The organism is Oerskovia paurometabola, from assembly GCF_016907365.1.
GTDB classification, from domain to species: domain Bacteria; phylum Actinomycetota; class Actinomycetes; order Actinomycetales; family Cellulomonadaceae; genus Oerskovia; species Oerskovia paurometabola.
The window spans coordinates 4,069,331-4,094,458 of sequence record NZ_JAFBBV010000001.1; the positions used below are offsets into that span (position 1 = coordinate 4,069,331).

At 73.0% G+C, this 25,128-nt stretch carries 26 protein-coding genes; 11 read left to right on the top strand and 15 right to left on the bottom strand.

What is annotated here, in order from left to right; translation table 11 throughout:
- Window positions 1–10: 10 nt before the first annotated feature.
- The 8 genes from JOD48_RS18140 to JOD48_RS18175 form a co-directional block, all read right to left on the bottom strand.
- Entirely contained in the window at window positions 11–1,141 is a 1,131-nt protein-coding gene (locus JOD48_RS18140) for a pirin family protein (protein ID WP_204810002.1), read from the bottom strand.
- Between the two features lie 548 nt (window positions 1,142–1,689).
- Entirely contained in the window at window positions 1,690–2,688 is a 999-nt protein-coding gene (locus JOD48_RS18145) for a hypothetical protein (protein ID WP_204810003.1), read from the bottom strand.
- An 82-nt stretch (window positions 2,689–2,770) separates the two neighbouring features.
- On the bottom strand, window positions 2,771–3,334 hold the full coding sequence (locus JOD48_RS18150; RefSeq protein WP_204810004.1) for a DinB family protein: 564 nt from the start codon (window positions 3,332–3,334) through the stop codon (window positions 2,771–2,773).
- A 57-nt stretch (window positions 3,335–3,391) separates the two neighbouring features.
- Window positions 3,392–3,694, bottom strand: coding sequence for an antibiotic biosynthesis monooxygenase (locus JOD48_RS18155; RefSeq protein ID WP_191790237.1), 303 nt, complete (start codon window positions 3,692–3,694; stop codon window positions 3,392–3,394).
- 81 nt (window positions 3,695–3,775) lie between these two features.
- Window positions 3,776–5,206 (bottom strand): sugar porter family MFS transporter, encoded by a 1,431-nt coding sequence (locus JOD48_RS18160; protein ID WP_204810005.1) that lies wholly within the window; start codon window positions 5,204–5,206, stop codon window positions 3,776–3,778.
- Between the two features lie 141 nt (window positions 5,207–5,347).
- A complete protein-coding gene (locus JOD48_RS18165) occupies window positions 5,348–5,920 on the bottom strand; it encodes a DUF779 domain-containing protein (protein WP_204810006.1) in 573 nt (190 codons plus the stop codon).
- 99 nt (window positions 5,921–6,019) lie between these two features.
- Window positions 6,020–7,543, bottom strand: coding sequence for an aldehyde dehydrogenase (gene adh, locus JOD48_RS18170; protein WP_191790234.1), 1,524 nt, complete (start codon window positions 7,541–7,543; stop codon window positions 6,020–6,022).
- Between the two features lie 174 nt (window positions 7,544–7,717).
- The gene (locus JOD48_RS18175) at window positions 7,718–9,028 is read right to left on the bottom strand and encodes a sigma-54-dependent transcriptional regulator family protein (protein WP_204810007.1); all 1,311 of its coding nucleotides are present in this window, start codon (window positions 9,026–9,028) and stop codon (window positions 7,718–7,720) included.
- 132 nt (window positions 9,029–9,160) lie between these two features.
- Here JOD48_RS18175 and JOD48_RS18180 point away from each other — a divergent pair, with 132 nt between their 5' ends.
- The 7 genes from JOD48_RS18180 to JOD48_RS18210 all read left to right on the top strand — a co-directional run bounded on the left by JOD48_RS18180 (window position 9,161) and on the right by JOD48_RS18210 (window position 16,852).
- Window positions 9,161–9,766, top strand: coding sequence for a TetR/AcrR family transcriptional regulator (locus JOD48_RS18180; RefSeq protein ID WP_056644728.1), 606 nt, complete (start codon window positions 9,161–9,163; stop codon window positions 9,764–9,766).
- A 38-nt stretch (window positions 9,767–9,804) separates the two neighbouring features.
- Entirely contained in the window at window positions 9,805–10,623 is an 819-nt protein-coding gene (locus tag JOD48_RS20265) for a CPBP family intramembrane glutamic endopeptidase (RefSeq protein ID WP_204810008.1), read from the top strand.
- 344 nt (window positions 10,624–10,967) lie between these two features.
- Window positions 10,968–12,329: an MFS transporter gene (locus JOD48_RS18190; protein WP_191790231.1), complete on the top strand. Its 1,362-nt coding sequence runs from the start codon at window positions 10,968–10,970 to the stop codon at window positions 12,327–12,329.
- Window positions 12,330–12,520: 191 nt separating this feature from the next.
- Entirely contained in the window at window positions 12,521–13,186 is a 666-nt protein-coding gene (locus JOD48_RS18195) for a biliverdin-producing heme oxygenase (RefSeq protein ID WP_191790230.1), read from the top strand.
- A 299-nt stretch (window positions 13,187–13,485) separates the two neighbouring features.
- Window positions 13,486–14,727, top strand: coding sequence for a heme/hemin ABC transporter substrate-binding protein (locus JOD48_RS18200; RefSeq protein WP_204810009.1), 1,242 nt, complete (start codon window positions 13,486–13,488; stop codon window positions 14,725–14,727).
- Window positions 14,728–14,942: 215 nt separating this feature from the next.
- Window positions 14,943–15,953 (top strand): FecCD family ABC transporter permease, encoded by a 1,011-nt coding sequence (locus JOD48_RS18205; protein WP_191790302.1) that lies wholly within the window; start codon window positions 14,943–14,945, stop codon window positions 15,951–15,953.
- Window positions 15,950–16,852 carry a heme ABC transporter ATP-binding protein gene (locus JOD48_RS18210; protein WP_204810010.1) on the top strand — a complete coding sequence of 301 codons (903 nt, stop codon included), beginning with the start codon at window positions 15,950–15,952 and terminating at the stop codon, window positions 16,850–16,852. Before JOD48_RS18205 ends, JOD48_RS18210 begins: the two co-directional genes overlap by 4 nt.
- 74 nt (window positions 16,853–16,926) lie before the next feature.
- On the opposite strand, the gene JOD48_RS18215 is transcribed toward JOD48_RS18210, so the two are convergent.
- From JOD48_RS18215 to JOD48_RS18240, 6 genes are all read right to left on the bottom strand, one after another.
- Entirely contained in the window at window positions 16,927–17,724 is a 798-nt protein-coding gene (locus JOD48_RS18215; protein ID WP_191790227.1) for a MerR family transcriptional regulator, read from the bottom strand.
- A 101-nt stretch (window positions 17,725–17,825) separates the two neighbouring features.
- Complete coding sequence (locus tag JOD48_RS18220) at window positions 17,826–18,506, bottom strand: HAD hydrolase-like protein (protein ID WP_307824249.1); 681 nt, start codon at window positions 18,504–18,506, stop codon at window positions 17,826–17,828.
- A 22-nt stretch (window positions 18,507–18,528) separates the two neighbouring features.
- Window positions 18,529–18,849 (bottom strand): hypothetical protein, encoded by a 321-nt coding sequence (locus JOD48_RS18225; protein WP_204810011.1) that lies wholly within the window; start codon window positions 18,847–18,849, stop codon window positions 18,529–18,531.
- Between the two features lie 111 nt (window positions 18,850–18,960).
- Window positions 18,961–19,569: a dihydrofolate reductase family protein gene (locus tag JOD48_RS18230; RefSeq protein ID WP_191790300.1), complete on the bottom strand. Its 609-nt coding sequence runs from the start codon at window positions 19,567–19,569 to the stop codon at window positions 18,961–18,963.
- 5 nt (window positions 19,570–19,574) lie between these two features.
- Entirely contained in the window at window positions 19,575–20,522 is a 948-nt protein-coding gene (locus JOD48_RS18235; protein ID WP_191790225.1) for an ABC transporter permease, read from the bottom strand.
- Window positions 20,522–21,553, bottom strand: coding sequence for an ABC transporter ATP-binding protein (locus JOD48_RS18240; protein WP_204810012.1), 1,032 nt, complete (start codon window positions 21,551–21,553; stop codon window positions 20,522–20,524). The genes JOD48_RS18235 and JOD48_RS18240 overlap by 1 nt, the downstream gene beginning before the upstream one ends.
- A 110-nt stretch (window positions 21,554–21,663) precedes the next feature.
- On the opposite strand from JOD48_RS18240, the gene JOD48_RS18245 reads away from it, so the two are divergent.
- Complete coding sequence (locus JOD48_RS18245; RefSeq protein WP_204810013.1) at window positions 21,664–22,545, top strand: TetR/AcrR family transcriptional regulator; 882 nt, start codon at window positions 21,664–21,666, stop codon at window positions 22,543–22,545.
- A gap of 210 nt (window positions 22,546–22,755) precedes the next feature.
- Entirely contained in the window at window positions 22,756–23,367 is a 612-nt protein-coding gene (locus JOD48_RS18250; RefSeq protein WP_191790222.1) for an HdeD family acid-resistance protein, read from the top strand.
- A 94-nt stretch (window positions 23,368–23,461) separates the two neighbouring features.
- On the opposite strand, the gene JOD48_RS18255 is transcribed toward JOD48_RS18250, so the two are convergent.
- Window positions 23,462–24,382, bottom strand: coding sequence for a sugar phosphate isomerase/epimerase family protein (locus tag JOD48_RS18255; RefSeq protein ID WP_191790221.1), 921 nt, complete (start codon window positions 24,380–24,382; stop codon window positions 23,462–23,464).
- Between the two features lie 112 nt (window positions 24,383–24,494).
- Here JOD48_RS18255 and JOD48_RS18260 point away from each other — a divergent pair, with 112 nt between their 5' ends.
- Complete coding sequence (locus JOD48_RS18260) at window positions 24,495–24,653, top strand: hypothetical protein (RefSeq protein WP_191790220.1); 159 nt, start codon at window positions 24,495–24,497, stop codon at window positions 24,651–24,653.
- An 89-nt stretch (window positions 24,654–24,742) separates the two neighbouring features.
- On the top strand, window positions 24,743–25,009 hold the full coding sequence (locus JOD48_RS18265; protein ID WP_030150259.1) for an HPr family phosphocarrier protein: 267 nt from the start codon (window positions 24,743–24,745) through the stop codon (window positions 25,007–25,009).
- The last annotated feature ends 119 nt before the right edge of the window (window positions 25,010–25,128 follow it).

Below are 25,128 nucleotides of genomic sequence, written 5' to 3' on the forward strand. Positions count from 1 at the left end.
GTCGGCGCCCTCAGGCCGGCCGTCTGCGCGGCTTGAGCCGCACGTCCGGCAGCACCGGGGCGGGCAGCGGCCCGCCGTCGTACCCGAGGACCTGCCCGAACCTTCGGCCCGACGCCCCTGCGGCGTAGTGCGTGCCGCCGTCCCCGGGCACGGGGACCTCGGGACCGCCCGCTCCGGGCATCTCCGCCCCGTCGCCCCGGGCGACCTCGACCTGCGCCATCCAGTCCGCACGCGCCGCCGCGACGTCGTCGTGCGAGCGGCCCACGAAGTTCCACCACATGACGATCTCCTCGGCGAACGGCTCGCCGCCGATCAGCACGGCCCGCACGGGCGAGGTTCCCGCCGAGACGGTCACGACCGAGCGGCCGGGCTCGACGTAGCCGAGCGACGCGACTGGCACGGTCACGCCCTCGAACGACGCGTCTCCCGTGTCGACGAGCAGCGCGTGCTCGAACCCCGGGTCCACCTCGATCTCGACCGACGCGCCCGCGGGCAGGTCGACCTGCGCCCCGACGAGCGGCGTGAAGACCGTCGCGGCCGACCGCAGCGCGACACCGCCCACGCTCAGCGAACCCACGAGCACCTGGACCCGCTCGCCTCCGGCCCCGCTCCACGCGGGCAGGTCGCCGTGGTGCTCGAAGAAGGGCTCGTCCCCGAGCCGGTCCCCCGGCAGCGCGACCCAGAGCTGCACACCGTGCAGCAGGGGCGGGCGCACGCCCGCGGGCGACTCCTCCGAGTGCGAGATGCCGCGTCCGGCCGTCATGAGGTTGAGCTCGCCCGGCCGCACGGTCTGCAACGAGCCGACCGAGTCGCGGTGCAGGATCTCGCCGTCGAACAGCCAGCTCACGGTCTGGAGGCCCGTGTGCGGGTGCGGCGGGACCTGCATGCCGTCGGAGGCGCGGACGTCGTCGGGCCCGTAGTGGTCCAGGAAGCACCATGCCCCCACGAGCGAGCGCACGCGCTGCGGAAGCGTGCGGCGCACGTCCATGGCGCGGGTCCCACCGAGCGGGACCTGGCGGTGGTCGAGGATCTCGACGGGCGTGCGGTCGGCGGGCGCTCCGTCCACAGGGGTGCCCGACGGCGCAGCGTGGCTTCCCGCCGCACACACCTCTTCGCGGGGCCGGGTCTCGAGGTTGCTCATGGGACGAGCCTAGGCCTGGCGTCACCCGGGTACTCAGCGAGGCTCCCGGCGGGGGCCGGGAGCCTCGCTGATGACCGTGTGCCCTGAGACGGCCGGACCTGACGGTCCGGCCGGGCTCCGCGTCGACGTCGCGGCTCGGCGCCCTCCCCAGGACGAGCGGGTGCTCGTCCTGTTCTCCTGGAAGGCGCCTCTCACGATCGGCCTTCCGGTTCCGGTCGGGACCTGCGTCGTCACCCGCAGCCCGGGGTTGTTGGGACCCGCGGGACGTCTCACCGTTCTCCGGTCAGCCTGGGGCTCTCGGGGGATGTGGTTCCAGCGTCCTTGCCGGTCCGTCCTCCCGTACGGGAGGGCGTCGTTGGGGGCTGCTGCCTTACCCTTCGAAGCCGATAGTGACGTTTCTAGTCCTGCTCGGGCCGACCGTGCAAGAGGTCGACGGACCCTTTTTCGGCGGGCTCGTTCACCACAGGTTCGTCCACAACGAGAACACCGTCCTCACGTCGCCACCCACAGGCTTGTGCACAGAATCTGTGGATAACTCTGGGGGCTGTTCACACCCAGAACCTCGCCGTGCTCTCCGCTGCGATGCGTTCCTCGACCTCCGCCGCGGACACCTCGAAGCCGCCGTCGTCGACCAGGACGCCCTGGACCCGGCCCTGCAGCACGGCCGCGAGGCGGGCGAGCGACGCCCGCATGCGTGCCCGAGCGATGAGGTGCAGCCCCGACGGCTCCTCGACCTCCAGCTCGTAGACGTCCGTCGGGAGCCACAGCAGCCGGTACGCGAACGGGCCGTACTCGCGCCAGTCGAGCGGCGCCAACGCCGCCGGCACCCTGTCCACCTTCTGCACCACGACCTTCACCGCGCCGTCGTACGCCGTCTCCCCGACCAGCACGAAGTCGACCAGGCTGTCCTCCCGCTCCTCGACCGCCGCCACGCGCGCGCCCGGGACGAAGGTCCGCAGCACCCCCAGGGCCGAGTCGGGCGTGAGCGCGTGCGCGCTGAACACCGTCAGGTCCACCCCCCGGGCCGGGTCCGGCGTGAGCACCTGCGTCCCGTCCACCGCGACGCTGCCGCCGACCTTGCGTGCCGCCGCGACCGCCCACCGCACGACCCGCAGCTCCAGGTCGTCGGGCAGGCCCGTCGCGAAGACCCGACCGAGGCCGTCGCGGTCCTCGGTGTCGAGCGGCACCCGCCCCCGCGAGGAGCGCGCGACCCGGACCGCCCACACCTCCGCGGCCGAGGAGGCCAGGCCCAGGTCCTGCGCGCCGGGCGACAGCACCACGAACGGCCCGACGACCTCGACGCCCTCGGTGAGCCGGAGCACCCCGGGGCGACGGACGTCGTCGGGCACCACGCCGCGGAAGCGTGCGCCCGCCATGGGTCGCTCCGCCGGGCCGCTCGTCGGCTCGCTCACCCAACCCGCCTCCGGGAACCAGGCTCGCGCGAGCACCTCGATCCCCGGACGCGCGACGCCGCGCGAACGCGGCAGCGCGAGCAGGTGGTCACTGCGGTACAGGTCGGGGACCCACCCCGTCGGAGGAAGCGTCATGACGTGACGCTAGGCGCCCCGAGGACCGCGCAGAATGCCGGGAGGTTACGGGCGTGGGTCGGGTGCGGGCGCCGGGCTCGGGTCAGGAGGTGGGGGCGCCGACGTCGTGCAGGTGGTGGACGACGTCGTGCAGGAAGTACTGGCCCAGGGTGCGCACCGTGAAGACCGAGCCGTTCGACCGGCGGCCGGGCCGCTCCCAGTCGTCGGGCCCGACGGCGTCGAACCGCCCCGCGACCCGGTCGCCCGCGATCTCGATCTCCCGGGCGAGGAGCTGCGGGTCCTGGTGCTCGTAGTCGCCCGCGAGCGCCGCCGCGTCCTGGTCCCAGTTCGCGAACAGCGGGTCGTCGCCCTCGACCATCGACGCGAGACGCACGTCGAAGATGCCGAACACGTCCCGCACGTGCGCCGCGTACTCGAGCGGGGACCACGTGCGCTCGTCGGGGCGCACCGCGACGTCGGGGCGAGCCAGCACGTCCAGCCAGCGCGGGATCGTCGCACGGACCGTAGGCCCCACCCTGTCCGGGTCGACCGTCCCCGACTCGAACCCGCACTCGGGGCACGGGCGGTCCAGGACCCAGGTCCAGTCCTTGGTGTCAGGGGTGATGCCGGAGGGGTCGGCCGGGCCGGGCTGCTGAGGCGTCGTCATGCCGGGATGCTAGGGCCCCGTCGCGCGGCGCGGAACCCCCGGTCCATCCCGTGGGCCTCACTCCTGCGGGGCGGGTGGCGGGATCTCGTCGAGGAGGAGGACGTCGAGCGGCTCGAGCATCCACTCCTCGAACGGCACGCTCCGGAACAGGTCGAACAACGCGTCCTCGCCCGCGGTGAAGGCTTCCGACGACTCCCAGGTCGTCGTGAGGACCAGCCGCTCCTCGTCGCCCTCGGACCACACCGCTGCCTGTACGAGCCCGGTGATCGACCGCGTGACGAGGGCAGCCTGCTGGAGGTAGGCGAGCGTCACGTCGCGGAACTCGGGGCGCGGACGGTGCACGACGACCTGCGTGAACATCGGTCCTCCCCGGTCTCGGCTTCAACGCTACGAGCCGCTGGCGACCCCTGGGAAGAGTACGACAGGGTGATGTCCTGAACGTCATGCTGCCCGGGCCCCGTCGCCCATCTGGTCGAGGGACCGTCCCTTGGTCTCCGGGAGGAACCGCAGCACGAAGAACACCGCGAACGCCGAGACGGCGGCGAAGGTCCCGTAGGTCGCGGGCAGCCCCCACGCCTCGCTGACCACGGGGAACGACCGCGTCACGGCGTAGTTCACGAACCACTGCACGGCCGTCGCGACCGCCAGCGCCGTCGCCCGGATCGCGGGCGGGAACATCTCCCCGAGCAGCACCCAGCCGAGGGGGCCCCACGTGAGCCCGAACGAGACGACCATGAGGTTGACCGCGACGAGCGCCGTCATCGCCCACGCCATCGGGAAGACCAGCTCGCCCGAGGCCGACGTCGTCGCCTGCCCGAACGCGAACGCGGTCACCGCGAGCGCGACCGCCATGCCCACGGACCCGGCCGCGAGCATGGGCCGGCGCCCGAACCGGTCCGCGAGCCCGATCGCCACGACCGTGACCGCGATGTTGACGCCGGCCGTCACGAGCGACATCGTCAGGGCCTCGGACTCGGTGAAGCCGACCGACTCCCACAGCGACGTCGAGTAGACGAACACGGCGTTGATGCCGCTGAGCTGGATGAGGGCAGCGACGCCCAGGCCGATCCACACGATGGGCCGAAGCCCCAGGGCCGGGCCGCGGAGGTCCCGGAGCGAGGACGTGGCGTGCGCCCCGATCGAGGCGCGAAGGCGGTCGACCTCCTCGTCCACCTCGTCGTCGCCGAGGCCGGTGAACCCCTGCAGGACGCGCTGGGCCTCGATCTCGCGACCACGGCCCACGAGGTAGCGAGGCGACTCGGGCAGTCGCAGGGCCGCAAGCCCGTACAGCGCTGCGGGGACGAGCTCGGCCAGGAACATCCACCGCCACGCGGGAATGCCCGCCCAGAGGTCGTGCACCGCTCCCCCGGCCGCGCGCGACATCGCCAGCCCGACCGCGAGGGCCACGAAGATCCCGATCGTGATGAAGAGCTGCTGCAGCCCGCCGAGGCGACCGCGAGAGCGCGGCGGCGCGATCTCGGCGATGTACGCGGGGGCCATGACCGACGCCGCGCCGATCCCCACGCCCGCGAGGAAGCGCACGGGCAGGAGCACGCCCACCGACGGGGCGAACGCAGCAGCCACCGCGCAGAGGCCGAACAGCAGCGCGGAGAGCAGCATGACGCGCACGCGCCCCAGACGCTCGGACACCGACCCGGCGAACCACGCACCCACCGCGCACCCGAGCAGCGAGAGCGAGGCCACCATGCCGCGCAGGCTCGCGCTCAGCTCGAAGTGCTCGCTGAGCGCACCGACCGCCGAGTTCACGACCGAGGTGTCGAACCCGAACAGCAGCCCGCCGAGCGCCGCGGCGAGGCACGCGAGGACGACCTTGCCGGGGACGCGGGGTCGCGGCTGCGTGTCGGTGGTCATGGTCGGAACCGTTCGCTGCTCATGGTCCGAACACTGCCACGGGGTGGCGGGCCGGGTGCAGCGCACGGCGGGTGATCCTCGCCGCGGTCGCACGTGCCAGAACCGGCGAGCCCCCGGGACCACGCGCGTCCTGACAGGACCTCAGAGCACCTGGCCCGCGAGCGCCGCCGACTCCTCGTCCGAGAAGAGCCGGGACCGGATGATGAACCGCACGCCCTCGGGCGCCTCGACGCTGAACCCCGAGCCGCGCCCCGGCACCACGTCGACCGTCAGGTGCGTGTGGCTCCAGTACTCGAACTGGCTGCGGCTCATCCAGAACGGCACGGTGAACGTCGGCCCCGCGAGGTCGACGGCGTCCGCGCCCCCGTCGAGCACGATCCCGGCACCCAGCGGACCCGCGGGGCCGCTCAGCGCGACGTCTGCCAGCTCGGGCTCCGCGAGCTCCGAGAACGAGTCGACGACGACCAGGTCGCCCAGGTGCACGTCGGCCTCCGACGTGAGGAACTCGCCCTGCGGGTAGCACATGGGTGACGACCCGTCGCAGCACCCCCCGGACTGGTGGAACATGAGCTCGCCGTACTGGACCCGCAGGCGGGCGAGCAGCTCGGCCGCGGCGGGGGTCAGCGCCACCCGCTCGGGCAGCACCCGGCCGGGCGAGGACCCCACCGCCCCGGGTGCGGTGACCTGCGGGCCGGACGTGACGTCGTCGGGCATGATCCTTCTCCCCTCGTGGCGGACTGGACGGCGGAGCCGCTGACTGGACGAGCGGGCGGGGCCGTGCTTTCTGGCCCCGCCCACGACGGCGGGCACGGCCTAGAAGAAGCCGAGCCTCGTGGCCGAGTAGCTGACCAGGAGGTTCTTGGTCTGCTGGTAGTGGTCGAGCATCATCTTGTGGTTCTCGCGGCCTACGCCCGAGCCCTTGTACCCGCCGAACGCGGCCGCCGCGGGGTACGCGTGGTAGCAGTTCGTCCACACGCGGCCCGCCTGGATCTCGCGGCCCGCGCGGTAGGCGATGTTGGCCTCGCGCGACCACACGCCCGCACCCAGGCCGTACAAGGTGTCGTTCGCGACCGTGATCGCGTCGTCGAAGTCCGCGAAGTCCGTGACCGCGACGACGGGCCCGAAGATCTCCTCCTGGAAGATGCGCATCGAGTTCTTGCCCTCGAAGATCGTCGGCGTCACGTAGTAGCCGCCCGCGAGGTCGCCGCTCATCTCGGCCCGGGTGCCGCCCGTGAGGACCTTGGCCCCCTCGGCCTTGCCGATGTCGATGTAGCTGAGGATCTTCTCGAGCTGGTCGTTCGACGCCTGCGCGCCGATCATGGTCTCGGTGTCCAGGGGGTTGCCCTGCTTCACGGCCCGGGTCCGCTCGATCGCGTCGCCCAAAAACTGGTCGTAGATCGACGTCTGGATGAGCGCACGCGACGGGCACGTGCACACCTCGCCCTGGTTGAGGGCGAACATCGTAAACCCCTCGAGCGCCTTGTCGTAGAAGTCGTCCTTCTCGCGCGCGACGTCCTCGAAGAACAGGTTGGGCGACTTGCCGCCCAGCTCGAGCGTGACCGGGATGATGTTCTGGCTCGCGTACTGCATGATGAGCCGGCCCGTCGTGGTCTCGCCCGTGAACGCGATCTTGCGGATGCGGGGGCTCGACGCGAGCGGCTTGCCTGCCTCGACCCCGAACCCGTTGACCACGTTGAGGACGCCCGGCGGCAGCAGGTCCCCGATGATGTCGATCAGGAACAGGATCGACGCGGGCGTCTGCTCGGCGGGCTTGAGGACCACGCAGTTGCCCGCAGCGAGCGCCGGGGCCAGCTTCCACACCGCCATGAGGATGGGGAAGTTCCACGGGATGATCTGCCCGACCACGCCCAGCGGCTCGTGGAAGTGGTAGGCGATGGTGTCCTCGTCGATCTCGGAGATCGACCCCTCCTGGGCCCGGATCGCGCCCGCGAAGTAGCGGAAGTGGTCGATCGCGAGGGGGATGTCCGCGGCGAGGGTCTCGCGCACGGGCTTGCCGTTCTCCCACGTCTCGGCGACCGCGATCTTCTCGAGGTTCGCCTCCATGCGGTCGGCGATCTTGTTGAGGATCACGGCGCGCTCGGTCGCGGTCGTCTTCCCCCAGGTCCGGGCGGCGCCGTGCGCGGCGTCCAGGGCGCGGTCGATGTCCTCGGCCGTGCCGCGCGCGACCTCGGTGAAGGTGCGGCCCGTGACGGGGCTCGGGTTCTCGAAGTAGCGGCCGCTCGCCGGGGCGACGTACTCGCCGCCGATCCAGTGGTCGTAGCGAGACTTGTACTCGGCGATGGCTCCGGGGGTGCCCGGGGCAGCGTAGACGGTCATGTGCGTCTGCCTCCTTGCAGTGCTCTGTGCCGTGCGTGGCCCGCCGCCTGCCGTCTGCCCGCCGTCCGGCGCGATCCACATCCCGGGGCGCACCGTTGCGCCCGGGTGCACCGGACGTTACGCAGCGCAGGGTTGCAGGAGGGTTGCAGTCACGGTGTCAGAACGATCCCGGCGTCAGCGCAGCGAGCGGTCCAGCAGCGCGAGGCGCGCGCGGGCCCGGGCCGCCGCCGGGGTCCCGGGGGCCGCGAGCGCCGCGAGCCGGCGCCACGCCGCGTGGTCGTCGGCGCCCTCGTCGCTCGCGAGCCAGCGCCCCAGCACCCCGACGTCGCCCGACGCGACGACCGCCCCGCGCACCTCGGCCGACAGCTCGTCGCGCAGCCGCTCGACGCCCGGCGCGACCGACCGCGGCAGCACCGGGCCCGGGTACGCGGTGAGCGCGGCGTGGACGTCGCCCGCGGCGAGGAGGTCCCGCACGGTGTCGAGGTCGGTGCGCAGCGGCGCCCCGAGCCGGTAGGGCCGCGACCCGCCCAGCAACGGCCCGACGGCCCGCCGCAGCCGCGACACCTCCGCGCGCACCGTCACGTCGGACAGCTCGCCGGGGTGCAGCAGGACGGCCAGCTCGTCGGCGCCGAGCCCCCGCGGCGACGCGGCGAGCAGCAGCAGGATCTCGCTGTGGCGAAGGCTCAGCCGGCCCGACGGCGCAGCGTGCGTGCCGCCGTCGGGCGCGGACGCGTAGGTGCCCGGTGCGGGCCAGCCCGCTGCTGCGCCCGCCGCGGCGCGGAGCACCCCGTTGGACACGCCCAGCACGTCGAGGCGCGGCGCGAAGGGGCCGATCGGCGAGCCGGCGGCACTCTGCTCGAACTGCTCGGACCGCTCGGCGAGCTCGCGCTCGACCGCGGCGACCGAGGCGCGCACGAGGGACAGCACGAGGCCTGACGCCGCGACCTGGCCGCCCGTGACGTCGAGGACCCCGAGGATGCGCCCCGTGCGCAGGTCTCGCACGGGGGCGGCCGCGCAGTTGAACGACTGGACGGGGCGTGTGAAGTGCTCGGCACCGAGGACCTGGACGGGACGGCCCGTCGCGAGGGCCGTGCCGGGTGCGTTGGTCCCCACGCGCTCCTCGCGCCACACCGCGCCCTCGACGAAGCCGATGCGTCCGACGTCGTCGCGCACGCTGGCGCTGCCCTCGACCCACAGCAACCGGCCGGCGTCGTCGGTCATCGCGACGACCGCGCTCTCCCCCGCGAGCCCCGCGACGAGGAGGTCGCGCACGATCGGCATGGCGCGCGCGAGCGGGTGCCGGGCGCGGTAGGGGCCGAGGTCGGCGTCCGACATGGACACGTCGGGGTGCGGGACGTCGGGGTCGACGCCGCTGCGGGCGCTGCGCCGCCACGACGCGGCGACGAGGGGGCGGACGCCGGGCGGGAGCGCTCCCGTGCTCAGGAAGGCGGCGTGCGCGGCGCTCACGGCCGTGGGGTCGGTCATGATCGCCTCCTTCGACGCCTTCGTCGAGTCCTGCCGGTCCTGGGGCCCAGTGTAGGTGGCTCGGGGCGCGGCGTCCTGGGCCGCGGAACGACGCGAATTAGCAATCTGACACGTAGTGCCTATGATGTCAGCATGCCGAAGATCATCGGCGGTTCGCTCCACGAGCACCGCGCACAGACCCGTCAGAAGCTCTTCGCGGCGCTCTCGAACCTCATGATGGACCGCGGCTTCGACGCGATCTCCCTCGCGGACATCGCCGCCGCGGCGGGCGTGGGACGCACCGCGGTGTACAACCACTTCCCCGACAAGGAGTCGCTGCTCCTGGGGTTCATCACGCACGAGACCGAGCAGTACGTCGGGACGCTGGAGCGTGCGCTGGAAGGCGTCGACGACCCGGTCGAGCAGCTGCGCACCTACATCCGCCAGCAGGCGCAGCTCAAGCGCGTCTTCCACCTGGCCCCCGGACCCGACCTGCGCACCGTGCTCTCGCGCGGTACGCAGCAGCGCCTGCGCGAGCACGCCGTGATCGTCGAGGACACGCTGCGCCGCATCCTCACCGCGGGCATCGCGTGCGGCGAGTTCCCCGAGCAGGACCTCGGCACCACGGTCCAGCTCGTCAACGCGTGCCTCTCGGGCCGCCTCATCCCCGAGGACCCCGCCCAGCGCGAGCGCGCGATCGAGGCGACCGAGGCGTTCGTCCTGCGGGCCGTGGGCACCCAGGAGCTCGTCGCCGGCTGAGGGTTGACACCCCGCGCAACAGGCTGCGAGCCTGCGGCGTGACCTCGACCGCCCCGACCCCAGCGCCCCGCGCCTTCCTCGCCCCGACCCTCACGTTCGTCCTGGCGACGTTCGTCGCGTCGGGCGCGCTGCTCCTCCTCCAGCCGGCCTCGGGGATCGACCCGTCGGTGCTCGCGCTCGTCCAGCTCGCCCCCGCGGTCGGGGCCGGGGTCACGTTCGCGATCTTCCGCAGCCGCCTCGCACCGCTCCTGCCCGACGCCGTCCCGCGCCGTCAGGTCGTCGCTCACCTGGTCCTGGCGTTCGCCGCGTGCCTGCTCTACTGGGGCGTGCTCGTGGCCGTGCTCCTGGTGCAGGGTGAGCCCCTCGAAGGCGCGCACGGCGTCGCGGGCGTGCCGTTCGTCGTGCTGACGCTCACGTACCTCGTGGGTGCGGCCGGCGAGGAGATCGGGTGGCGCGGCATGCTCCAGCCGCTGCTCGAGAACCGGTTCTCGCTCCTGGTCGCGAGCATCGTGACGGGCCTCGTGTGGGGCGTGTGGCACGTGCAGATCTTCACGGCCGGCCCCGTCGTGATCGTGGGCTTCCTCCTCGCGACCGTCGCCCTGTCGGTGCTCCTCGGCCACTTCGGCCGCGGAACCGTGCGGCAGCGCGTCGCGCTCGCGACCCTCGTGCACTGGCTCGTGAACCTCGCGCTGCTCGTCACGCTCGGCGACCGGCACGGGACGCCCGACGGAACGATCGCCAACGCGGTCGCCGCGCTCGTGACCACGGCCGTCTTCATGGCGATGTTCGCCGCGGCCCAGCGCAAGCGCGGCAGGAGCGCGCTCGTGGCACGCCGGACGCAGGACGTCGCGGCATAGGTCGCACGCCCGGCGCGAGCGGGCCGCGGTGTCCCGGCCCGACGACGGAGCGCGCCTCCCGCCGTCGGCTCACCGCTCCGAGCGAGCCAGTGCCCTCGTCGCCGTCCCGACCGCTTTCGGCCTGTCTCACCGGCGCCCACCGTCGTCGCTCGCCACACGGCCCTCCCCCAGGGGTGTGGTTCTACGAAGCCGCAACAATTGTTGCGGCCCCGCAGTAGACGAACCCTCCCGGAGCCGTCAGGATCCGCTGCCGTGGCGCGGCAGGACCGCACCCGACCGACGCGGCCGGCGCTCCGCCGTCGGGCCGTCGCGGGCTCGCGCCGACGGGCGCCTAGAGTCTTCCGGTGCCCCCAGCCCTCCCCCCGCTCCCCCCTGACGACACCCCGACGCCCCCCGGGCGCCCCGAGGAACCCACCCGCCGGGGGCTCGGCCGGTCCTTCACCAACGTCTTCACGGCGAACATCAGCTCGAGCCTGGCCGACGGGATCGCGCGCGTCGCCGCGCCGCTCCTCGCCACCCGCCTCACCGACGACCCGCTGCTCATCGCCGGCATCGCGGCCGTCGCGATGCTCCCCTGGCTGTTCTTCGCGATCCCGTCCGGGGTGCTGCTCGACCGCATCGACCGCCGCCACGCCATGGTGATCGCCAACGGCGCCCGCACCCTGCTCGCGGCCCTGCTCCTCACGCTGTTCGCGACCGGCACGCTGACCATCTGGTGGCTGTACGTCGTGATCTTCGCGTACGGCGCGCTCGAGACGCTGTACGACGGCGCGATCCGGGCCGTCGTCCCCGCGATCGTGCGCCGCCCCGACCTGCCGCGCGCCAACTCCCGCATCGAGGCGGGCGAGCTCGTGGTGCAGAACTTCCTCGCCGTGCCCCTGACGTCGGCGCTGTTCGCGGTGGCCGTCGTGATCCCGCTCGGGATCGGTGCCCTGTCCTACGCGGTCGCGGGGGTGCTCGCGTTCTTCCTTCCCGCCGCGGCGGCCGGCGCCCACCGGGCGCACCGGAACCGGCTGCGCCGCGCCGACAGACCCGACGGGCCCGGCGATCCCGCGGTGCTCGCGCCCGTCCGCACGACCTTCGCCCGCCAGCTCACCGACGGCTTCCGCTTCATCATGAGCCACCCCATGCTGCGCCCGCTGTGGTTCCTCAGCATCCTGATCGCGCTGTTCTTCGCGGCGGCCATCGCGACCGACGTGCTGTTCGTGCTCGAACGGCTCGACGTGCCCGAGCGGTGGTTCGGCGTGTTCATGCTCTCGGGGGCCGTGGGCGGGATCGTCGGCGCCGTGGTCGTGAGCCCGCTCAAGGTCCGGTTCGGGGCGGGCCCGGTCATGGCGGCGGCGAACTTCGTCGGGCCGGTTGCCCTCGTGGTCATGGGGTTCTTCCCGACGGTCCCGGTCGCGGTCGTGTGCTTCGCGGTGTCGTTCGGCTCGACGTCGGTGTGGAACGTCCTGGTCATGTCGCTGCGGCAGGCAGCGATCCCGGGGCACCTGCTGGGCCGGGTCCACGGCACGTGGCGCACGCTGCTGTGGGGGACCATGCCGCTCGGCTCGCTGCTGGGCGGGCTGCTCGCACGCGTCGACCTCACGACGCCGCTGCTCGTCGCGGGCGGGCTCACTGTCGTCGTCGCGGCCGTCGGCTACCGGTTCCTGCACGGCCTGCCCAACCCGGAGGACGTCGCAGAGCACGCGCTGCCCACGCGGTGAGGCTCCGTCGCCGCCTGCCCACTCCGTGAGACCTCCCCCACAGAGCATAGGTAAACCTCACCTCACTGTTGTATCGTTCCTGACACGACGTCATGACGATGTGTCACGACACACCGCGGACCGGCGCCGACCCCCTGGCGCACGTGCCGACGTCGTGCACGTGACACGACGAACCGCAGGAGCCCGCTGAGATGACCGCCGAGACCCTTCCCCCCGTGGATGCCGCACCCGCGTCCCTGTCGCTGCGCCTGCGCGAGGGCACCCGCCCCGAGCACGAGCAGGCCGAGACCACGGGCTTCGTCGAGAAGCTCATGGGCGGCGAGCTCGATGTCGCCGCCTACACCGACCTCGCCGCGCAGCAGTACGCGATCTACGGCGCGCTCGAGCAGGCCAGCGCCCAGATCCGCGACGACGCCCAGGGCGCGACCCTCGTGTTCGACGAGCTGACCCGCACACCCTCGATCGAGAAGGACCTCGCGTTCCTCGTCGGCCCCGACTGGGCCACCGAGATCCGCATCCTGCCCGCGACCGAGGCCTACGTGGCCCGCCTCCTCCAGGTCGGCACGTCGCTGTCCGCCTACGCGGCGCACGCCTACACGCGCTACCTCGGCGACCTATCGGGCGGCCAGATCATCAAGCGCATGATGGAGCGCCACTACGGGCTCGGCCCCGACGGCCTGGCGTTCTACACGTTCGACGAGATCCCCAAGGCCAAGCCCTTCAAGGACGTCTACCGCGAGCGCCTCGACGCCCTCGACCTCACGGACGAGCAGATCGCCGAGACGGTCGAGGAGGCCAAGCTGGCGTTCCGCCTCAACAGCGCACTGTTCGCGGAGCTCGGCGCGGTCCACTGCTGACTGCGCACTGAGCAGCACCGGGCACCACCGAGCGCTGCTGCCGCTTCACCCCGGCCCCTCGGCCCTCGCGGTTGCCGAGCATGCGGTTGGCGTCGGCCGAGCATGCGGTTGTGGTCGAGATTCCCAGGATTCTCGACCACAACCGCATGTTCGGCACCGGGGGCGGCCGCGCCCGACGTCTCCAAGATCACAGAAGATCCTGGGGACCGGCATGCCTCCTGACGGGCTGCGTAGGTTAGCCTCAACTTACCCGAAGCCGCCCTCTCGCGTGGGCGGCCGACCTCTGCTGGAGCCCTGTGATGTCGCACCCTGCCCGCGTCCCGTCCCCCGAGCAGCGACGCCGTCCGCTGACGCGTGGCCTGCGCCGCTCGTCCGTCGCCGGTGTCGCGACGCTCGCCGCGGTGCTGCTCGCCGCAGGCTGCGCGCCGCTCCCGTACGAGGCACCGACACCGACGTCCGCACCCACCACCGACTCCGCGCCCGCCGAGGCCGAGGCGGTCACCCTCGACGCGTGCGCGGCCCTCGAGACGGGCGAGCGCCCCGCCGTGGACCCCGCGACGTTCCCGACCGGCCCCACGACCGCGACGTTCGCCGACAACGTGATCGACCCGATCACCACGGCGCCCGCCCCGACGCTGCCCGTGACGGTCCAGTCGCACGACGGCCGCCAGGTCACCGTCACCGACGCCTCCCGGATCATCGCCGTGGACCTGTACGGCACGCTCGGCGAGATCGTCTACAGCCTGGGGCTCGGCGACAACGTCGTCGGTCGCGACCTGCCGACCGGCTTCCCCGAGGCCGCCGACGTCCCCGTGGTCACGGGCGCCGGGCACGCCCTCAACATCGAGACCATCCTCGGCCTGAACCCGAGCGTCATCCTCACGGACGCCACGCTCCTCACGGACACCGCCCGCACCCAGCTCGAGTCCTCGGGCATCCCCGTCGTCTACTTCGACGAGGCCCGCACGCTCGACGGCATCGACGACCGCATCGTCGCGGTCGCGACCACGCTCGGCGTCCCCGAGGCCGGCGCGGCGCTCGTCGCACGCACCGACCAGCAGGTCTGCGCGGCCCTCGCGGGCGTCCCGGCGGACACGGGCAACCCGCTCGTCGCGTTCCTGTACCTGCGTGGTTCCAACATCAAGATGCTGTTCGGCCCGGGCTCGGGCGCCGACGACCTGGTCCGCGAGATCGGCGGCCAGGACGCCGGCACCGCGATCGGCCTCACCCAGCAGTACGCCCCCGTGACGAGCGAGGCCATCATCTCCGCGGCCCCGGCCGCGTACCTCGTCATGACCGACGGCCTCGAGTCGAGCGGCGGCCTCGACGCCATGATGGCGATCCCGGGCCTCGCCCAGACCCCTGCGGGCCAGAACCAGCGCGTGATCGACATGGACGGCAGCCGCCTCCTGACGTTCGGCCCCCGCACGGGCGAGACCATCGCGTCGCTCGTCGAGGCGTTCTACGGCGTGCCCGCACCGGACCTGAGCACGGTCGGCTCGGCCGCCGCCGCGGCGGACGCAGGGTCGACCACCCCGTGACGCAAGGCACCCGCCCCGCCGGCCCGACGACGTCACGCACCACCGCGGGCTCCCTCACCACCGAGCAGCGCACCCCGCCCGCGACGAGCACCACCGGCGGCGCGCCGGACGGACCGGTGAGCGGCGCCGTCGGGCCGGGTGCCGCGGGTGCCGCCGGTGCGCAGGACGCGCTCCCCGGCGCAGGGAGGTCGCGGCGAAGTGCCGCGACCTGGCTCATGATCGGGCTGGGCGTCGCGCTGGTCGTGCTCACGGTGCTGTCCGGCATGACCGGGCAGGTGCCCGTGTCCCCGTCGGAGGTCCTCGGCTCGCTCATGCACCACATGGGCCTGAACATCGGCCCCATGCCCTCGCACCCGCAGGGCGAGAACACGCTGTGGGTCGTGCGCTTCCCGCGCGTGGTCCTCGCGATCCTGGTCGGGGCCGCGCTCGCGTGCTCGGGCGCGCTCATGCAGGGCGTGTTCGGCAACCCGCTCGCCGAGCCCGGCGTGATCGGGGTCTCGGCGGGCGCGGCCGTGGGCGCCTGCGCCGTCATCGTCACCGCGGGCTCGCTCGTGTCGGGGACCTGGGTCGCCGCCGCGGCCTTCCTGGGCGGACTGATCACGACGTTCCTCGTCTACGCGCTCTCCCGCTCAGGAGGCCGGACCGAGGTCGTGACGCTCGTGCTCACGGGCATCGCGGTCAACGCGTTCGCGGGCGGGCTGCTCGCGTTCTTCACGTTCGTCGCCGACCCCGCCGCGCGCGAGCAGATCGTGTTCTGGCAGCTCGGCTCCCTCGGTGGGGCCACGTGGGGGTCGGTCGCGGTCGTCGCACCCATCGCGGTCGTCGGCGTGACCGGCGCGATGCTGCTGCGCCGCCAGATGGACCTCCTGTCCCTCGGTGAGCGCGCCGCGCACCACCTGGGCGTGGACGTCGAGCGGCTGCGCCAGATCGTCATCGTCCTCGTCGCGCTGCTCGTCTCCGCGGGCGTGGCGTTCACGGGGATCATCGCGTTCGTCGGGCTCGTCGTGCCGCACCTGGTCCGCATGGTCTGCGGGCCGAGCCACCGCTGGCTCATCCCGGCCTCGACGCTCGGCGGCGCCGTGGTGCTGCTCCTCGCGGACCTGGTCTCACGCTCGCTCGTCGCGAACGTCGAGCTGCCGCTCGGCATGATCACCTCGCTCGTGGGCGGGCCGTTCTTCTTCTACCTGCTGCGCCGCACGCGCTCGCGGCAAGGAGGCTGGGCATGAGCCGCACGCTGGTCGAGCTCGACTCGCGGCACGAGGGCAGCAGCTTCCTGTCGTCGCTGCGGACCGCGGTCACGGGGCGGCGACGCTCCTCACGGCTGCCCTCTGTCGCGGCGGCCGGCGACGTCGTGACCGAGGCGCGCGACGCGACGCTCTCGCTCGACGGGACGCCCGTGCTGCGCGACGTGTCCGTCCAGGTGCGCGCGGGCGAGGTCCGCGCGCTGCTCGGCCCCAACGGCGCGGGCAAGTCCTCGCTGCTCGGGGCGCTCACGGGCGACCTGCCGCTCGACGGCGGGGCGGTGCTGGTCGACGGCGCACCCCTGCGGTCCTGGACGCCGACCGAGCTCGCGATGCGCCGGGCCGTGCTCATGCAGCAGATCCACCTCAGCTTCCCGTTCACGTCGCTCGACGTGGTCCAGATGGGTCGCGCGCCCTGGCGCGGGACGCCCCTGGAGGAGCTCGACGACGAGGTCGTGGCCGAGTCCCTCGCCGCGACCGACGTGTCGCACCTCGCGGGCCGGCACTTCCCGTCGCTGTCCGGGGGCGAGAAGGCGCGCGTCGCGCTCGCCCGCGTCCTGGCCCAGCGGACCGGGCTGCTCATGCTCGACGAGCCGACCGCCGCGCTCGACCTCAAGCACCAGGAGCTCGTGCTGCAGATCGCGCGCCGGCACGCGGCGGCCGGTGGCGCCGTGGTCGTGGTCGTGCACGACCTGGGCCTCGCGTCGGCCTACGCGGACCAGGTCACCCTGCTGTCCGGCGGGCGCGTCGTGGCAGACGGCTCTCCTCGCGAGGTCCTGACGGCCGAGCTGCTGAGCGAGGTGTACGACTACCCGGTCGAGGTGGTCGAGCACCCCGACGGCGGTGCGCCGATCATCCTGCCGACGCGGTCTCTGACGTCCTGAGGCCGAGGTAGAACGTGCCGCGCGAGATAGAACTCCCCGGGTTCTACCTCGCGCAGCACGTTCTACCTCGGTGCCTACAGGTTCCGCTCCGCGTACACCGCCAGGGCGTCGCGAACCAGGCGCGCACCCTCCTCGCCGCCGTAGTTCGCCGCGAACCGCTCGTCGGCCACGTACATCTCACCGAGCCCGACGACGTACTCCTTGACCGGCGCCCCACCGTGGCCCGGGGTGCCCGGGATGCTGCTCAGCCACTCGACGTGGCGCTGCGCGAGCGCCTGCGCCTCGTCGCTGTCCGGGGTGACGCCCGCCTGCGCGGCGGCCGTCCAGTCCGCCGCGAGCTGCCGGGTCCGTTCCTGGTAGGCCGTCTTGTCCTGCGCGGAGAGCCCGCGCCACCAGGTGTCGCCCGTCCGGTAGGCCTCGGCCCCCCACCGCTCGGTGACCTCTGCCTCGTGCTTCGTGTGGTCGAACCCGTCGAACATGTCGTCCGCCATGAGTCGCCCACCTCCTTCCATGGTCGTGATCGTGCGCTCGACCGACGCGATCTGTCGCGCCAGCCGCTGCTGCTCGGCCCGGAGGGCGTCCAGGTGGGTACGCAGAGCCCGCGCCTGCACGGCAGGGCTCTCCTCGTCGTCCCGCCCCAGGATCTCGGCGACGGCCGGGAGGCTCACGCCGAGGTCCCGCAGGAGGAGGATCCGCTGGAGGCGGACGAGCGCAGGCCCGTCGTAGTACCGGTAGCCGTTGTGCCCGACCCTGCTGGGCGCGAGCAGCCCGACGTCGTCGTAGTGACGCAGCGTGCGGCTCGTGGTCCCGGCGAGGCGGGCGATCTCCTGGATGGACCAGTCGGTCGCGGTCCCCGGTGTGCGTGCGGTCATGCGCTCTCCTCCTTTCCTGGGTGCTGGACGCCTCGGGTGAGGCAGCACGATCGACCCTAGAAGTTGACGTTACGTCAAGGTCAACCCCGTTTCCGACGGCGTCACTCCCCTCGCAGGACCCGTGCCAGCTCCTCGGTGGTCGTCACGACCCGGAGGGCGCCCGCCTCCTCGAGCTCGCCCGGCACCGCATAGCCCCACGAGACGCCGAGGCAGCCGATGCCGTGCGCGGCGGCCCCGAGCACGTCGTGCTCCCGGTCGCCGACCATGACGGTCTCCTCGCGCGCCGCTGCACCGGCAGGTGACTCGGCCAGCGATGCGAGCGCGTGCTCGATCACGTCGGCCTTGGTGCCACGCGAACCGTCGAGGGTCGCGCCGTAGACGCCCTCGACCAGGTCGTCGATCCCGAAGTGCGCGGTGATGCGGCGCGCGTAGACCTCGGGCTTGGACGTCGCGACCACGAGCCGGACGCCTGCGTCGCGTACCGCCGTCAGGCCCTCGAGGATGCCGGGATAGAGGGAGTTCTCCATCATGCGACCGGCGGAGTAGACGTCGCGGTACGCCGCGACCGCCTCGGGGACGCGGTGCGCCGGGACACCGTGCCGCGCGAACGTCTCGGCGAGCGGCGGTCCGACGAACAGGCGCAGGGCTTCGTCGGTCGGCGGCTCGATGTCGAGGGTCGCGTAGGCGTGGCGGACCGAGGACAGGATGCCGGGGGCCGAGTCGGTCAGGGTGCCGTCGAGGTCGAGGAGGGCCAGTCGGTAGGGAGGGTTCACGGTGGTCACGGGACGATTCTCCCGCGGCCCTCTACCTCGACGGGTCGCTCGGCTCAGCCTGTCCGCCCCGACGCCTCGCGACCACCCACCCGGCGACGAAGCCGAGCACCAGCAGCCCGACGCCGACCGCGACCATCCCGAGGGTCTGCGCCCACGGCCTTGGCGGCGCGAACGTCTCGCCCGACAGCGGCGCGTAGGCGAACCACCCGAACGAGGTCCACCAGTAGGACCGCGACGCGAGCCACGCCCCCACGCCCACGAGGAGCACCCCGCCCGCGAGCCCGAGCACGGCGCCACGGCTGCGGGGACGAGGACGGGGGGCGGGGGCGGGGGCGGGTGCGGGCGGCGTCATGCCGCACATCCTGGCGTGGCCACCGCGCGGTCGCAACGCCCCGCGCCGACCTCTATCTCGGGCCTGCGTGTGCGCGGCGTCGCGGTGATCATCGCGTCAGTCAAGCACCCGTCACTCCCCGACGAGCCCCCGCACCACGCGGTACGACAGGTGCGTGACGAGGTGGTTGCTGCTCACCGGCCCGGGCTCGACGCGCAGGCCTCCCAGGCCCTCGAGCAACCGCTCGCCCGCCCCCAGGAGCACAGGGGCGACGTGCAGCCCGAACTCGTCGACGAGCCCCGCGGCGAGGTACGCCCGCATGGTCGAGGCGCCGCCCGCGATCCCGACGTGCCCGTCCCGCGACGCGGCGAGCGCCTGCGACAGCGCGGACTCGATCCCGTCGGTCACGAAGAAGAACGTCGTCCCGCCCTCCATGACGAGGGGGTCGCGCGGGTGGTGCGTGAGCACGAACACGGGTGCGTGGTACGGCGGCTCGTCGCCCCACCAGCCCCGCCACGACTCGTCCCACGGGCCGCGTCCGGGCGCGAACATGTTGCGCCCCATGACGAACGCGGTGGGGGCCGCGACGGACTCGAGCGCGGCCGTGTTGGCCTCGGGCTCCTCGAACATCCACCGGTGGAGCTGCTCACCGCCCTCGCCGAGCGGGTTCTCGAGGGACTGGTGCGGTCCCGCGACGAACCCGTCGAGGGACAGCCCGACGTCGAACGTGACCCTGCCCACGGCGCTCACACCGACTTCCTAGTCCGACGGATGCCGACCCACAGACCGACGGCGCACGTGACCGCGGCCGCGACGACGCCCCACAGGACCGTGGTGCTCGCGAACGTCCCGCCGAACAGCTCGCGCTCGGCGTCGACCATGTAGGTCAGCGGGTTGAACTTCGCGGCAGTCTGCATCCACGACGGCCCGGCCTCGAGCGGGAGCATCATGCCGGACAGGATGAGCAGCGGGAACAGGAGCGACTGCTGGACGCCCCAGAACAGCCACTCGCGGTTCTTCGCGGCGAGCGCGAGCGCGCAGGACAGGGCCCCGACGCCGACCCCGAACAGCCCCAGGAGGGCGAGCCCCGCGAGCGCGTGCAGCGGGTAGAACGTGAACCCGAACGGGATGCACACGAGCGCGATGAGCAGGCCCTGGACCACGAGCGGCGCGAACTCCTTGAGCGCGCGGCCCACGAGGATCGCGGACCGGTCGAGCGGGGTCGCGAGGACGCGCTCGTACGAGCCGGTCATCATCTCGTAGAGCAGGTTCGAGCCCGTCATGGAGGTCCCGAACAGGGAGATCATGACGATCACGCCGGGCACGAACCACTGGAGGGTCGCGGCCGTGGACCCGCCGGGTCCGCCCATGCCGCCGCCCACGGCGCCGGTCAGCAGCGGCCCGAACAGCCCCAGGAAGATCAGCGGCTGGAGCAGCGAGAAGATCAGGGTGAAGGGGTCGCGCAGGACCAGGAGGATCTCGCGCGTGAAGACCGCCCAGGTGTCGCCGAGGAACTTCGCGGCCCCCGAGCGCCCGACGTCGGAGCGCCGGTCGGTCGCCTGCCTCGCCGTGGCCTGTGGTGCGGTCCGGGTGTCGAGCCCGGGGTGCGTCAGGCTGCGCTGCCCGGTGGCCTGCCCGGTGCCCTGCCCGACCTCGGGCTCGGCCCCCTGGCCGGGGTTCGTCTGCTCGTCCATCACGCCGCCTCCTCGCGCAGGCTCCGACCGGTCAGGTTGAGGAACACGTCGTCGAGGCTCGCCTGCTTGAGCCCGGCCGACCGGACCGAGAGGCCCGCGACCCGCAGGGACTCGATCGCCTCGGGCAGGCGGTCCGCGCCGTGCGTCGTGGACAGGGTCACCGTGACGTCTCCCCCGGCCCCGACGGTCGCCTGCAGCCTCCCGTCCTCGGTACGTTCGGCACCGTCGCCTGCCCCGCCCTCGCCCACGACCGGGGCGAGGGCTGCGCGGACGCGCGTGACGTCGTCGGGCACCTCGCCCTGGGAGCCGGGCGTGCCGGCGACGACGAGCGTCACGACGTCGTCGGCGTGGTCGCGCTTGAGCGTGGCGGGCGGGGCGTCGGCGACGATCGTGCCGTGGTCGATGACGACGACGCGCTCGGCCATGGAGTCGGCCTCGTCGAGGTAGTGCGTGGTGAGGACGATCGTCATGCCGTACCGCTCGCGCAGGACGCCGATGTGCTCCCACAGGTTCGCGCGGCTGTGCGGGTCGAGGCCCGTGGTGGGCTCGTCGAGGAACAGCAGCGGCGGGTGGTTCATGAGGCCGAGCGCGACGTCGAGGCGGCGACGCTGACCACCCGACAGGCTCTGGACCGTGCGCTTGCCGAGGCCGTCGAGCTCGAGCGCCTCGAGGAGGTCCGCGGCCCGGCGCTGGTACTCCGAGGCCGCCAGGCCGTAGAAACGGCCCTGGTTGTGGAGCTCGTCGGCGACGCGGTAGGAGAACCCTCCCCCGTTGCCCTGGCCGATGTACCCGATGCGCGACCTGACCTCGGCGGGCTGGGTGCGGATGTCGAAGCCCGCGACCTCGGCCCGGCCCGACGTGGGTTCGAGGAGGCTCGTGAGCATGCGCAGCGTCGTGGACTTGCCGGCGCCGTTGGGGCCGAGGAACGCGACGAGCTCGCCCTCACGGACGTCGACGTCGATGCCCTTGACCGCCTCGACCACCTCCTTCTTGCGATGGAAGGTCTTGGCCAGCCCTTCGGTGTGGATCATGGCTCACGCCTCTCGCGTACGGTGTACTGGAATAGGTTTTCACGCTAGCATACGGTGTACGGGAATTGAAGGGTCCCCGGCACAGCGCGAAAGTGGGAGGATCAGGCACCATGGCCAGCAACACCGTCGCCCCGGTCCCCTCCGACGGGGTGGACTCCGCGCGGGCCCAGGACTCATCGGCGGACGCGCCGCTCGACGTCTCGCTCGGCACCCCCGAGGACGACGCACCCGACGACGACACCGCCCCGGACCCCACCGACCAGGTCCCCCGACCCGCCGACGTGACCCGGCGCCTCGCACTCCTGTGGGACCCGCCCGCTCCGCCGACCCGCGGCCGCAAGGCACGCCTGACGCTCGACGAGGTCGTGACCGCCGGGATCGCCGTCGCGCAGGAGGTCGGCCTCGACGCCCTCTCGATGCGCCGCGTCGCCGCCCGCCTGGGCGTGGGCGCGATGTCCCTCTACACGTACGTCCCCGGGCGCACCGAGCTCGTCGACCTCATGATCGACCGGGCGTTCGCCGAGCTCGACCTCCCTGCGGCCGACGCCCCCTGGCGCGACGGGCTCTCGCGCTACGCGCGCGAGGTCTGGCACCTGTACCAGCGCCACCCCTGGATCCTCCAGACCAACATGTGGCGCCTGCCCCTCGCGCCGCACGTGCTCGACGCCCAGGAGGCCGGGCTGCGGACGCTCGTCGACACCGGCCTGTCCGCGGAGCGGGTCGTCGAGATCCTGGGGCTGGTCGACGCGTTCGTGCGCGGGCTCGCGCGGGCAGCCGTCGCCGAGTCCGTCGAGAACGACGCGAGCGGCATGAGCAGCGACGAGTACTGGACGTCGATGAGCAGCTTCTGGGCCGACTGGTTCGACGTCGAGCGGTACCCCGTCATGACGCGCATCTGGGAGGAGGGCGGGTTCCACGCGCCGAGCGACCCGTTCGACGCGTCGCTCGACCGGCTGCTCGACGGCGTCGAGATGACGATCGACCGGGCCTGACCCGGGTGCCGAGAACGAGGTTGAGGTCGTCCTGGCGCCCGTAGCGACCTCTACCCCGTTCTCGACCGCAGGGAACCTCGTGGTCGGCGGGGCAGCCTTTCGACGGGTCCGCCGCGCGCCCGCCGCACCCGCGCGCTACGTTCCGAGGACGAGGTCTGCGACGCCCCACGGACCCGCTGCGGGGCCGGCCGCGCGAGGACGGTGGATCCCATGACCGAGCAGGACGAGACGCTCACCGGACGCACCACCAAGATCGCCCGACGCCTGTGGGGCCTCGCCTACCTGCGCGGAGCCCTGTTCCTCGTGATCGGCGTCGTGCTGTTCGTCGCGCCGGACCGCGGCATCCAGTGGCTCACGTGGCTCGTCGCGGCGATGGCCGTCCTCCAGGGGATCCTCTTCCTGGTCGAGGCCGGGCGGCAGCGCAAGGACGGCGAGGGCGCGGTGTGGCGCTGGGTCGTGGGCGGCCTGAGCATCGTCGTGGGTCTCGTCCTCGCGTTCTGGCCGTCGGCGAGCGTGACGCTCGTGCTGCGGCTCGTCGGGGTCTGGGCGCTCGTCGCGGGGGTGATCGGCCTGGTCGGGGCGCTGCGCGCTCGCCGCACGCGCGAGCCCGGCTGGGACTGGGAGCTAGCGACGGCCGCGCTGTGGGTCGTGTTCGGCGTCCTGGTGCTCGTGAGCCCCGTGACCGGGCTGCAGACCATCACGGTGCTGCTGGGCCTGTACCTGGTCGTCACGGGCGTCGTGATCCTGGTGGCCGCGTTCGCGCAGAGCACGGCCGCGAAGGACGCCAAGGCGGCCCTCGCGGGGCCGACCCCTGCGGGCTAGCGGTCGAGCCCGTTGGCGGGTGAGCGGTCGAGCACGGGGTCGAGGTCGGGATCGGCGACAGGACGACCTCGACCCCGTGCTCGGCACGTCGGTCCTACCAGGCGTCGAGGTGCCGGTGCTCGTGGCCGGGCGGCGGCTGGTAGTCGGCGTGCGGCTCGGGCTGGAGGTAGGTGCGCGCGAACGCGAGCGACGCCGCGAGGTCCTCGTAGCGTTCTGCGGCAGTGCGGGCGCGCCGGGTCGCGATCTCGACGACGACGTCCCCCTCCCAGCCGCGGCGCACGAGCTCGCCGAGCACCTTGTCGCACGGCTGGGTGCCCCGCCCGGGGACCATGTGCTCGTCCTTCATGGAGTCGGTGCCGTCGGCGAGGTGGACGTGGGCCAGCCGGTCACCGAACACGTCGAGCAGGTCGAGACTGTTCTGCCGGGCGACGGCCGCGTGCGAGAGGTCGAGCGTCACGGCGTCGTAGGGGTGGTCGGTCGGGTCCCAGCCGGGCAGGTAGGCCTGGACCTCGCGCTTGCGCCCTCGCCACGGGTACATGTTCTCGACCGCGACCGTGACACCGGTGGCGGCGTTGAGCTCGCGCACGTGGTCGGCAAAGCCGCGCGCGTACAGGCCCTGCCAGCGGAACGGCGGGTGCACGACGACGGTCTGCGCCCCGAGCTCGAGCGCCAGGTCGACGGTCTGCTCGAGCTTGGGTCCGGGCAACCGTCCCCACACGCGCTGGCTCACGAGGAGCGTCGGGGCGTGGACGCTGCGGATGGGGATGCCGACGTCGGCCGAGAGCTTGCCGAGCGCCTTCGCGTCCTGCGTGGTCGTGTCCGACCAGACCATGACCTCCATGCCGTCGTAGCCCAGGTGGGCTGCGGCCTCGAAGGCGAACGGCGCCTTGCGCGGGTAGACGCTGGCGCTGGACAGCGTGACCTTGATCCGGGGCTCCTCTCCCCTGCCTGCTTCACCCCCTCTGGCCTCGCCCTGGGCGGGCGGCTGGGCGTCGGGCGTCGTCGCTTCACGCATGTCCGACACCCTAGACCCAGCGGGTGAGCGGTGTTCACAGGGGCGTCCTGGGCGCCGCTCGAACTCTGGCAGGATGCTGCTCGACCGAACCTCCCGGAGCACTGGAGTGCGCATGGACCGTCCCGACGCCGTCTCGTCCTCGACCGTCGGTACGACGCGTCCGGGCTTCGGCCCGGGCGACGACGTCGTCCTCTCGACCGAGACCGACGACGCGCGCGCGCTCGCCGCCCTCGAGTCGCTCGTGGCGTACCTGGAGCAGGACTCGGCCTGAGCGGGCGGGTCGGGCCGGGCTCCGGCCGCCGCCGTCGTCCGCCTCCGCTACAGTGGACTGGTCTATACCACTTCCAGGAGGAGCACGTCATGGAACGAACCGTCACCGTCGCCATCGCCGAGGGACTCCACGCACGCCCCGCGGCGCTGTTCGTGGCCGAGGCGGGCAAGCAGCCCGTCGCCGTGACCCTCACCAAGGAAGGCGCCGAGACCGTCGACGCCGCGAGCATCCTCGGCGTCATGACGCTCGGCGCGGCAGCAGGCGACCAGGTCGTGCTCGCGACCGAGACCGACGGCGCGGAGGCCGAGGCGGCCCTCGACGCCCTCGCCGAGTTCCTCGGGCGCGAGACGGTCTGACCTTCTCGTCCCGGCGCCGTCGCCGGGCCCACGCACGACAGCACTCAGCCCGTGGCCCCTCGTCCGAGGGGGCACGGGCTGAGTGCTGAGTGGCGGACGGTGAGGCAGCACCGCCGCAG

What these genes read in the sequence shown, in the direction of transcription:
- JOD48_RS18140 (WP_204810002.1), bottom strand. Translation starts at nt 1,141, where the DNA reads ATGAGCAACCTCGAGACCCGGCCCCGCGAAGAGGTGTGTGCGGCGGGA.
- JOD48_RS18145 (WP_204810003.1), bottom strand. Translation starts at nt 2,688, where the DNA reads ATGACGCTTCCTCCGACGGGGTGGGTCCCCGACCTGTACCGCAGTGAC.
- JOD48_RS18150 (WP_204810004.1), bottom strand. Translation starts at nt 3,334, where the DNA reads ATGACGACGCCTCAGCAGCCCGGCCCGGCCGACCCCTCCGGCATCACC.
- JOD48_RS18155 (WP_191790237.1), bottom strand. Translation starts at nt 3,694, where the DNA reads ATGTTCACGCAGGTCGTCGTGCACCGTCCGCGCCCCGAGTTCCGCGAC.
- JOD48_RS18160 (WP_204810005.1), bottom strand. Translation starts at nt 5,206, where the DNA reads ATGACCACCGACACGCAGCCGCGACCCCGCGTCCCCGGCAAGGTCGTC.
- JOD48_RS18165 (WP_204810006.1), bottom strand. Translation starts at nt 5,920, where the DNA reads ATGCCCGACGACGTCACGTCCGGCCCGCAGGTCACCGCACCCGGGGCG.
- adh (WP_191790234.1), bottom strand. Translation starts at nt 7,543, where the DNA reads ATGACCGTCTACGCTGCCCCGGGCACCCCCGGAGCCATCGCCGAGTAC.
- JOD48_RS18175 (WP_204810007.1), bottom strand. Translation starts at nt 9,028, where the DNA reads ATGACCGACCCCACGGCCGTGAGCGCCGCGCACGCCGCCTTCCTGAGC.
- JOD48_RS18180 (WP_056644728.1), top strand. Translation starts at nt 9,161, where the DNA reads ATGCCGAAGATCATCGGCGGTTCGCTCCACGAGCACCGCGCACAGACC.
- JOD48_RS18195 (WP_191790230.1), top strand. Translation starts at nt 12,521, where the DNA reads ATGACCGCCGAGACCCTTCCCCCCGTGGATGCCGCACCCGCGTCCCTG.
- JOD48_RS18200 (WP_204810009.1), top strand. Translation starts at nt 13,486, where the DNA reads ATGTCGCACCCTGCCCGCGTCCCGTCCCCCGAGCAGCGACGCCGTCCG.
- JOD48_RS18205 (WP_191790302.1), top strand. Translation starts at nt 14,943, where the DNA reads ATGATCGGGCTGGGCGTCGCGCTGGTCGTGCTCACGGTGCTGTCCGGC.
- JOD48_RS18210 (WP_204810010.1), top strand. Translation starts at nt 15,950, where the DNA reads ATGAGCCGCACGCTGGTCGAGCTCGACTCGCGGCACGAGGGCAGCAGC.
- JOD48_RS18215 (WP_191790227.1), bottom strand. Translation starts at nt 17,724, where the DNA reads ATGACCGCACGCACACCGGGGACCGCGACCGACTGGTCCATCCAGGAG.
- JOD48_RS18225 (WP_204810011.1), bottom strand. Translation starts at nt 18,849, where the DNA reads ATGACGCCGCCCGCACCCGCCCCCGCCCCCGCCCCCCGTCCTCGTCCC.
- JOD48_RS18235 (WP_191790225.1), bottom strand. Translation starts at nt 20,522, where the DNA reads ATGGACGAGCAGACGAACCCCGGCCAGGGGGCCGAGCCCGAGGTCGGG.
- JOD48_RS18240 (WP_204810012.1), bottom strand. Translation starts at nt 21,553, where the DNA reads ATGATCCACACCGAAGGGCTGGCCAAGACCTTCCATCGCAAGAAGGAG.
- JOD48_RS18245 (WP_204810013.1), top strand. Translation starts at nt 21,664, where the DNA reads ATGGCCAGCAACACCGTCGCCCCGGTCCCCTCCGACGGGGTGGACTCC.
- JOD48_RS18250 (WP_191790222.1), top strand. Translation starts at nt 22,756, where the DNA reads ATGACCGAGCAGGACGAGACGCTCACCGGACGCACCACCAAGATCGCC.
- JOD48_RS18255 (WP_191790221.1), bottom strand. Translation starts at nt 24,382, where the DNA reads ATGCGTGAAGCGACGACGCCCGACGCCCAGCCGCCCGCCCAGGGCGAG.
- JOD48_RS18260 (WP_191790220.1), top strand. Translation starts at nt 24,495, where the DNA reads ATGGACCGTCCCGACGCCGTCTCGTCCTCGACCGTCGGTACGACGCGT.
- JOD48_RS18265 (WP_030150259.1), top strand. Translation starts at nt 24,743, where the DNA reads ATGGAACGAACCGTCACCGTCGCCATCGCCGAGGGACTCCACGCACGC.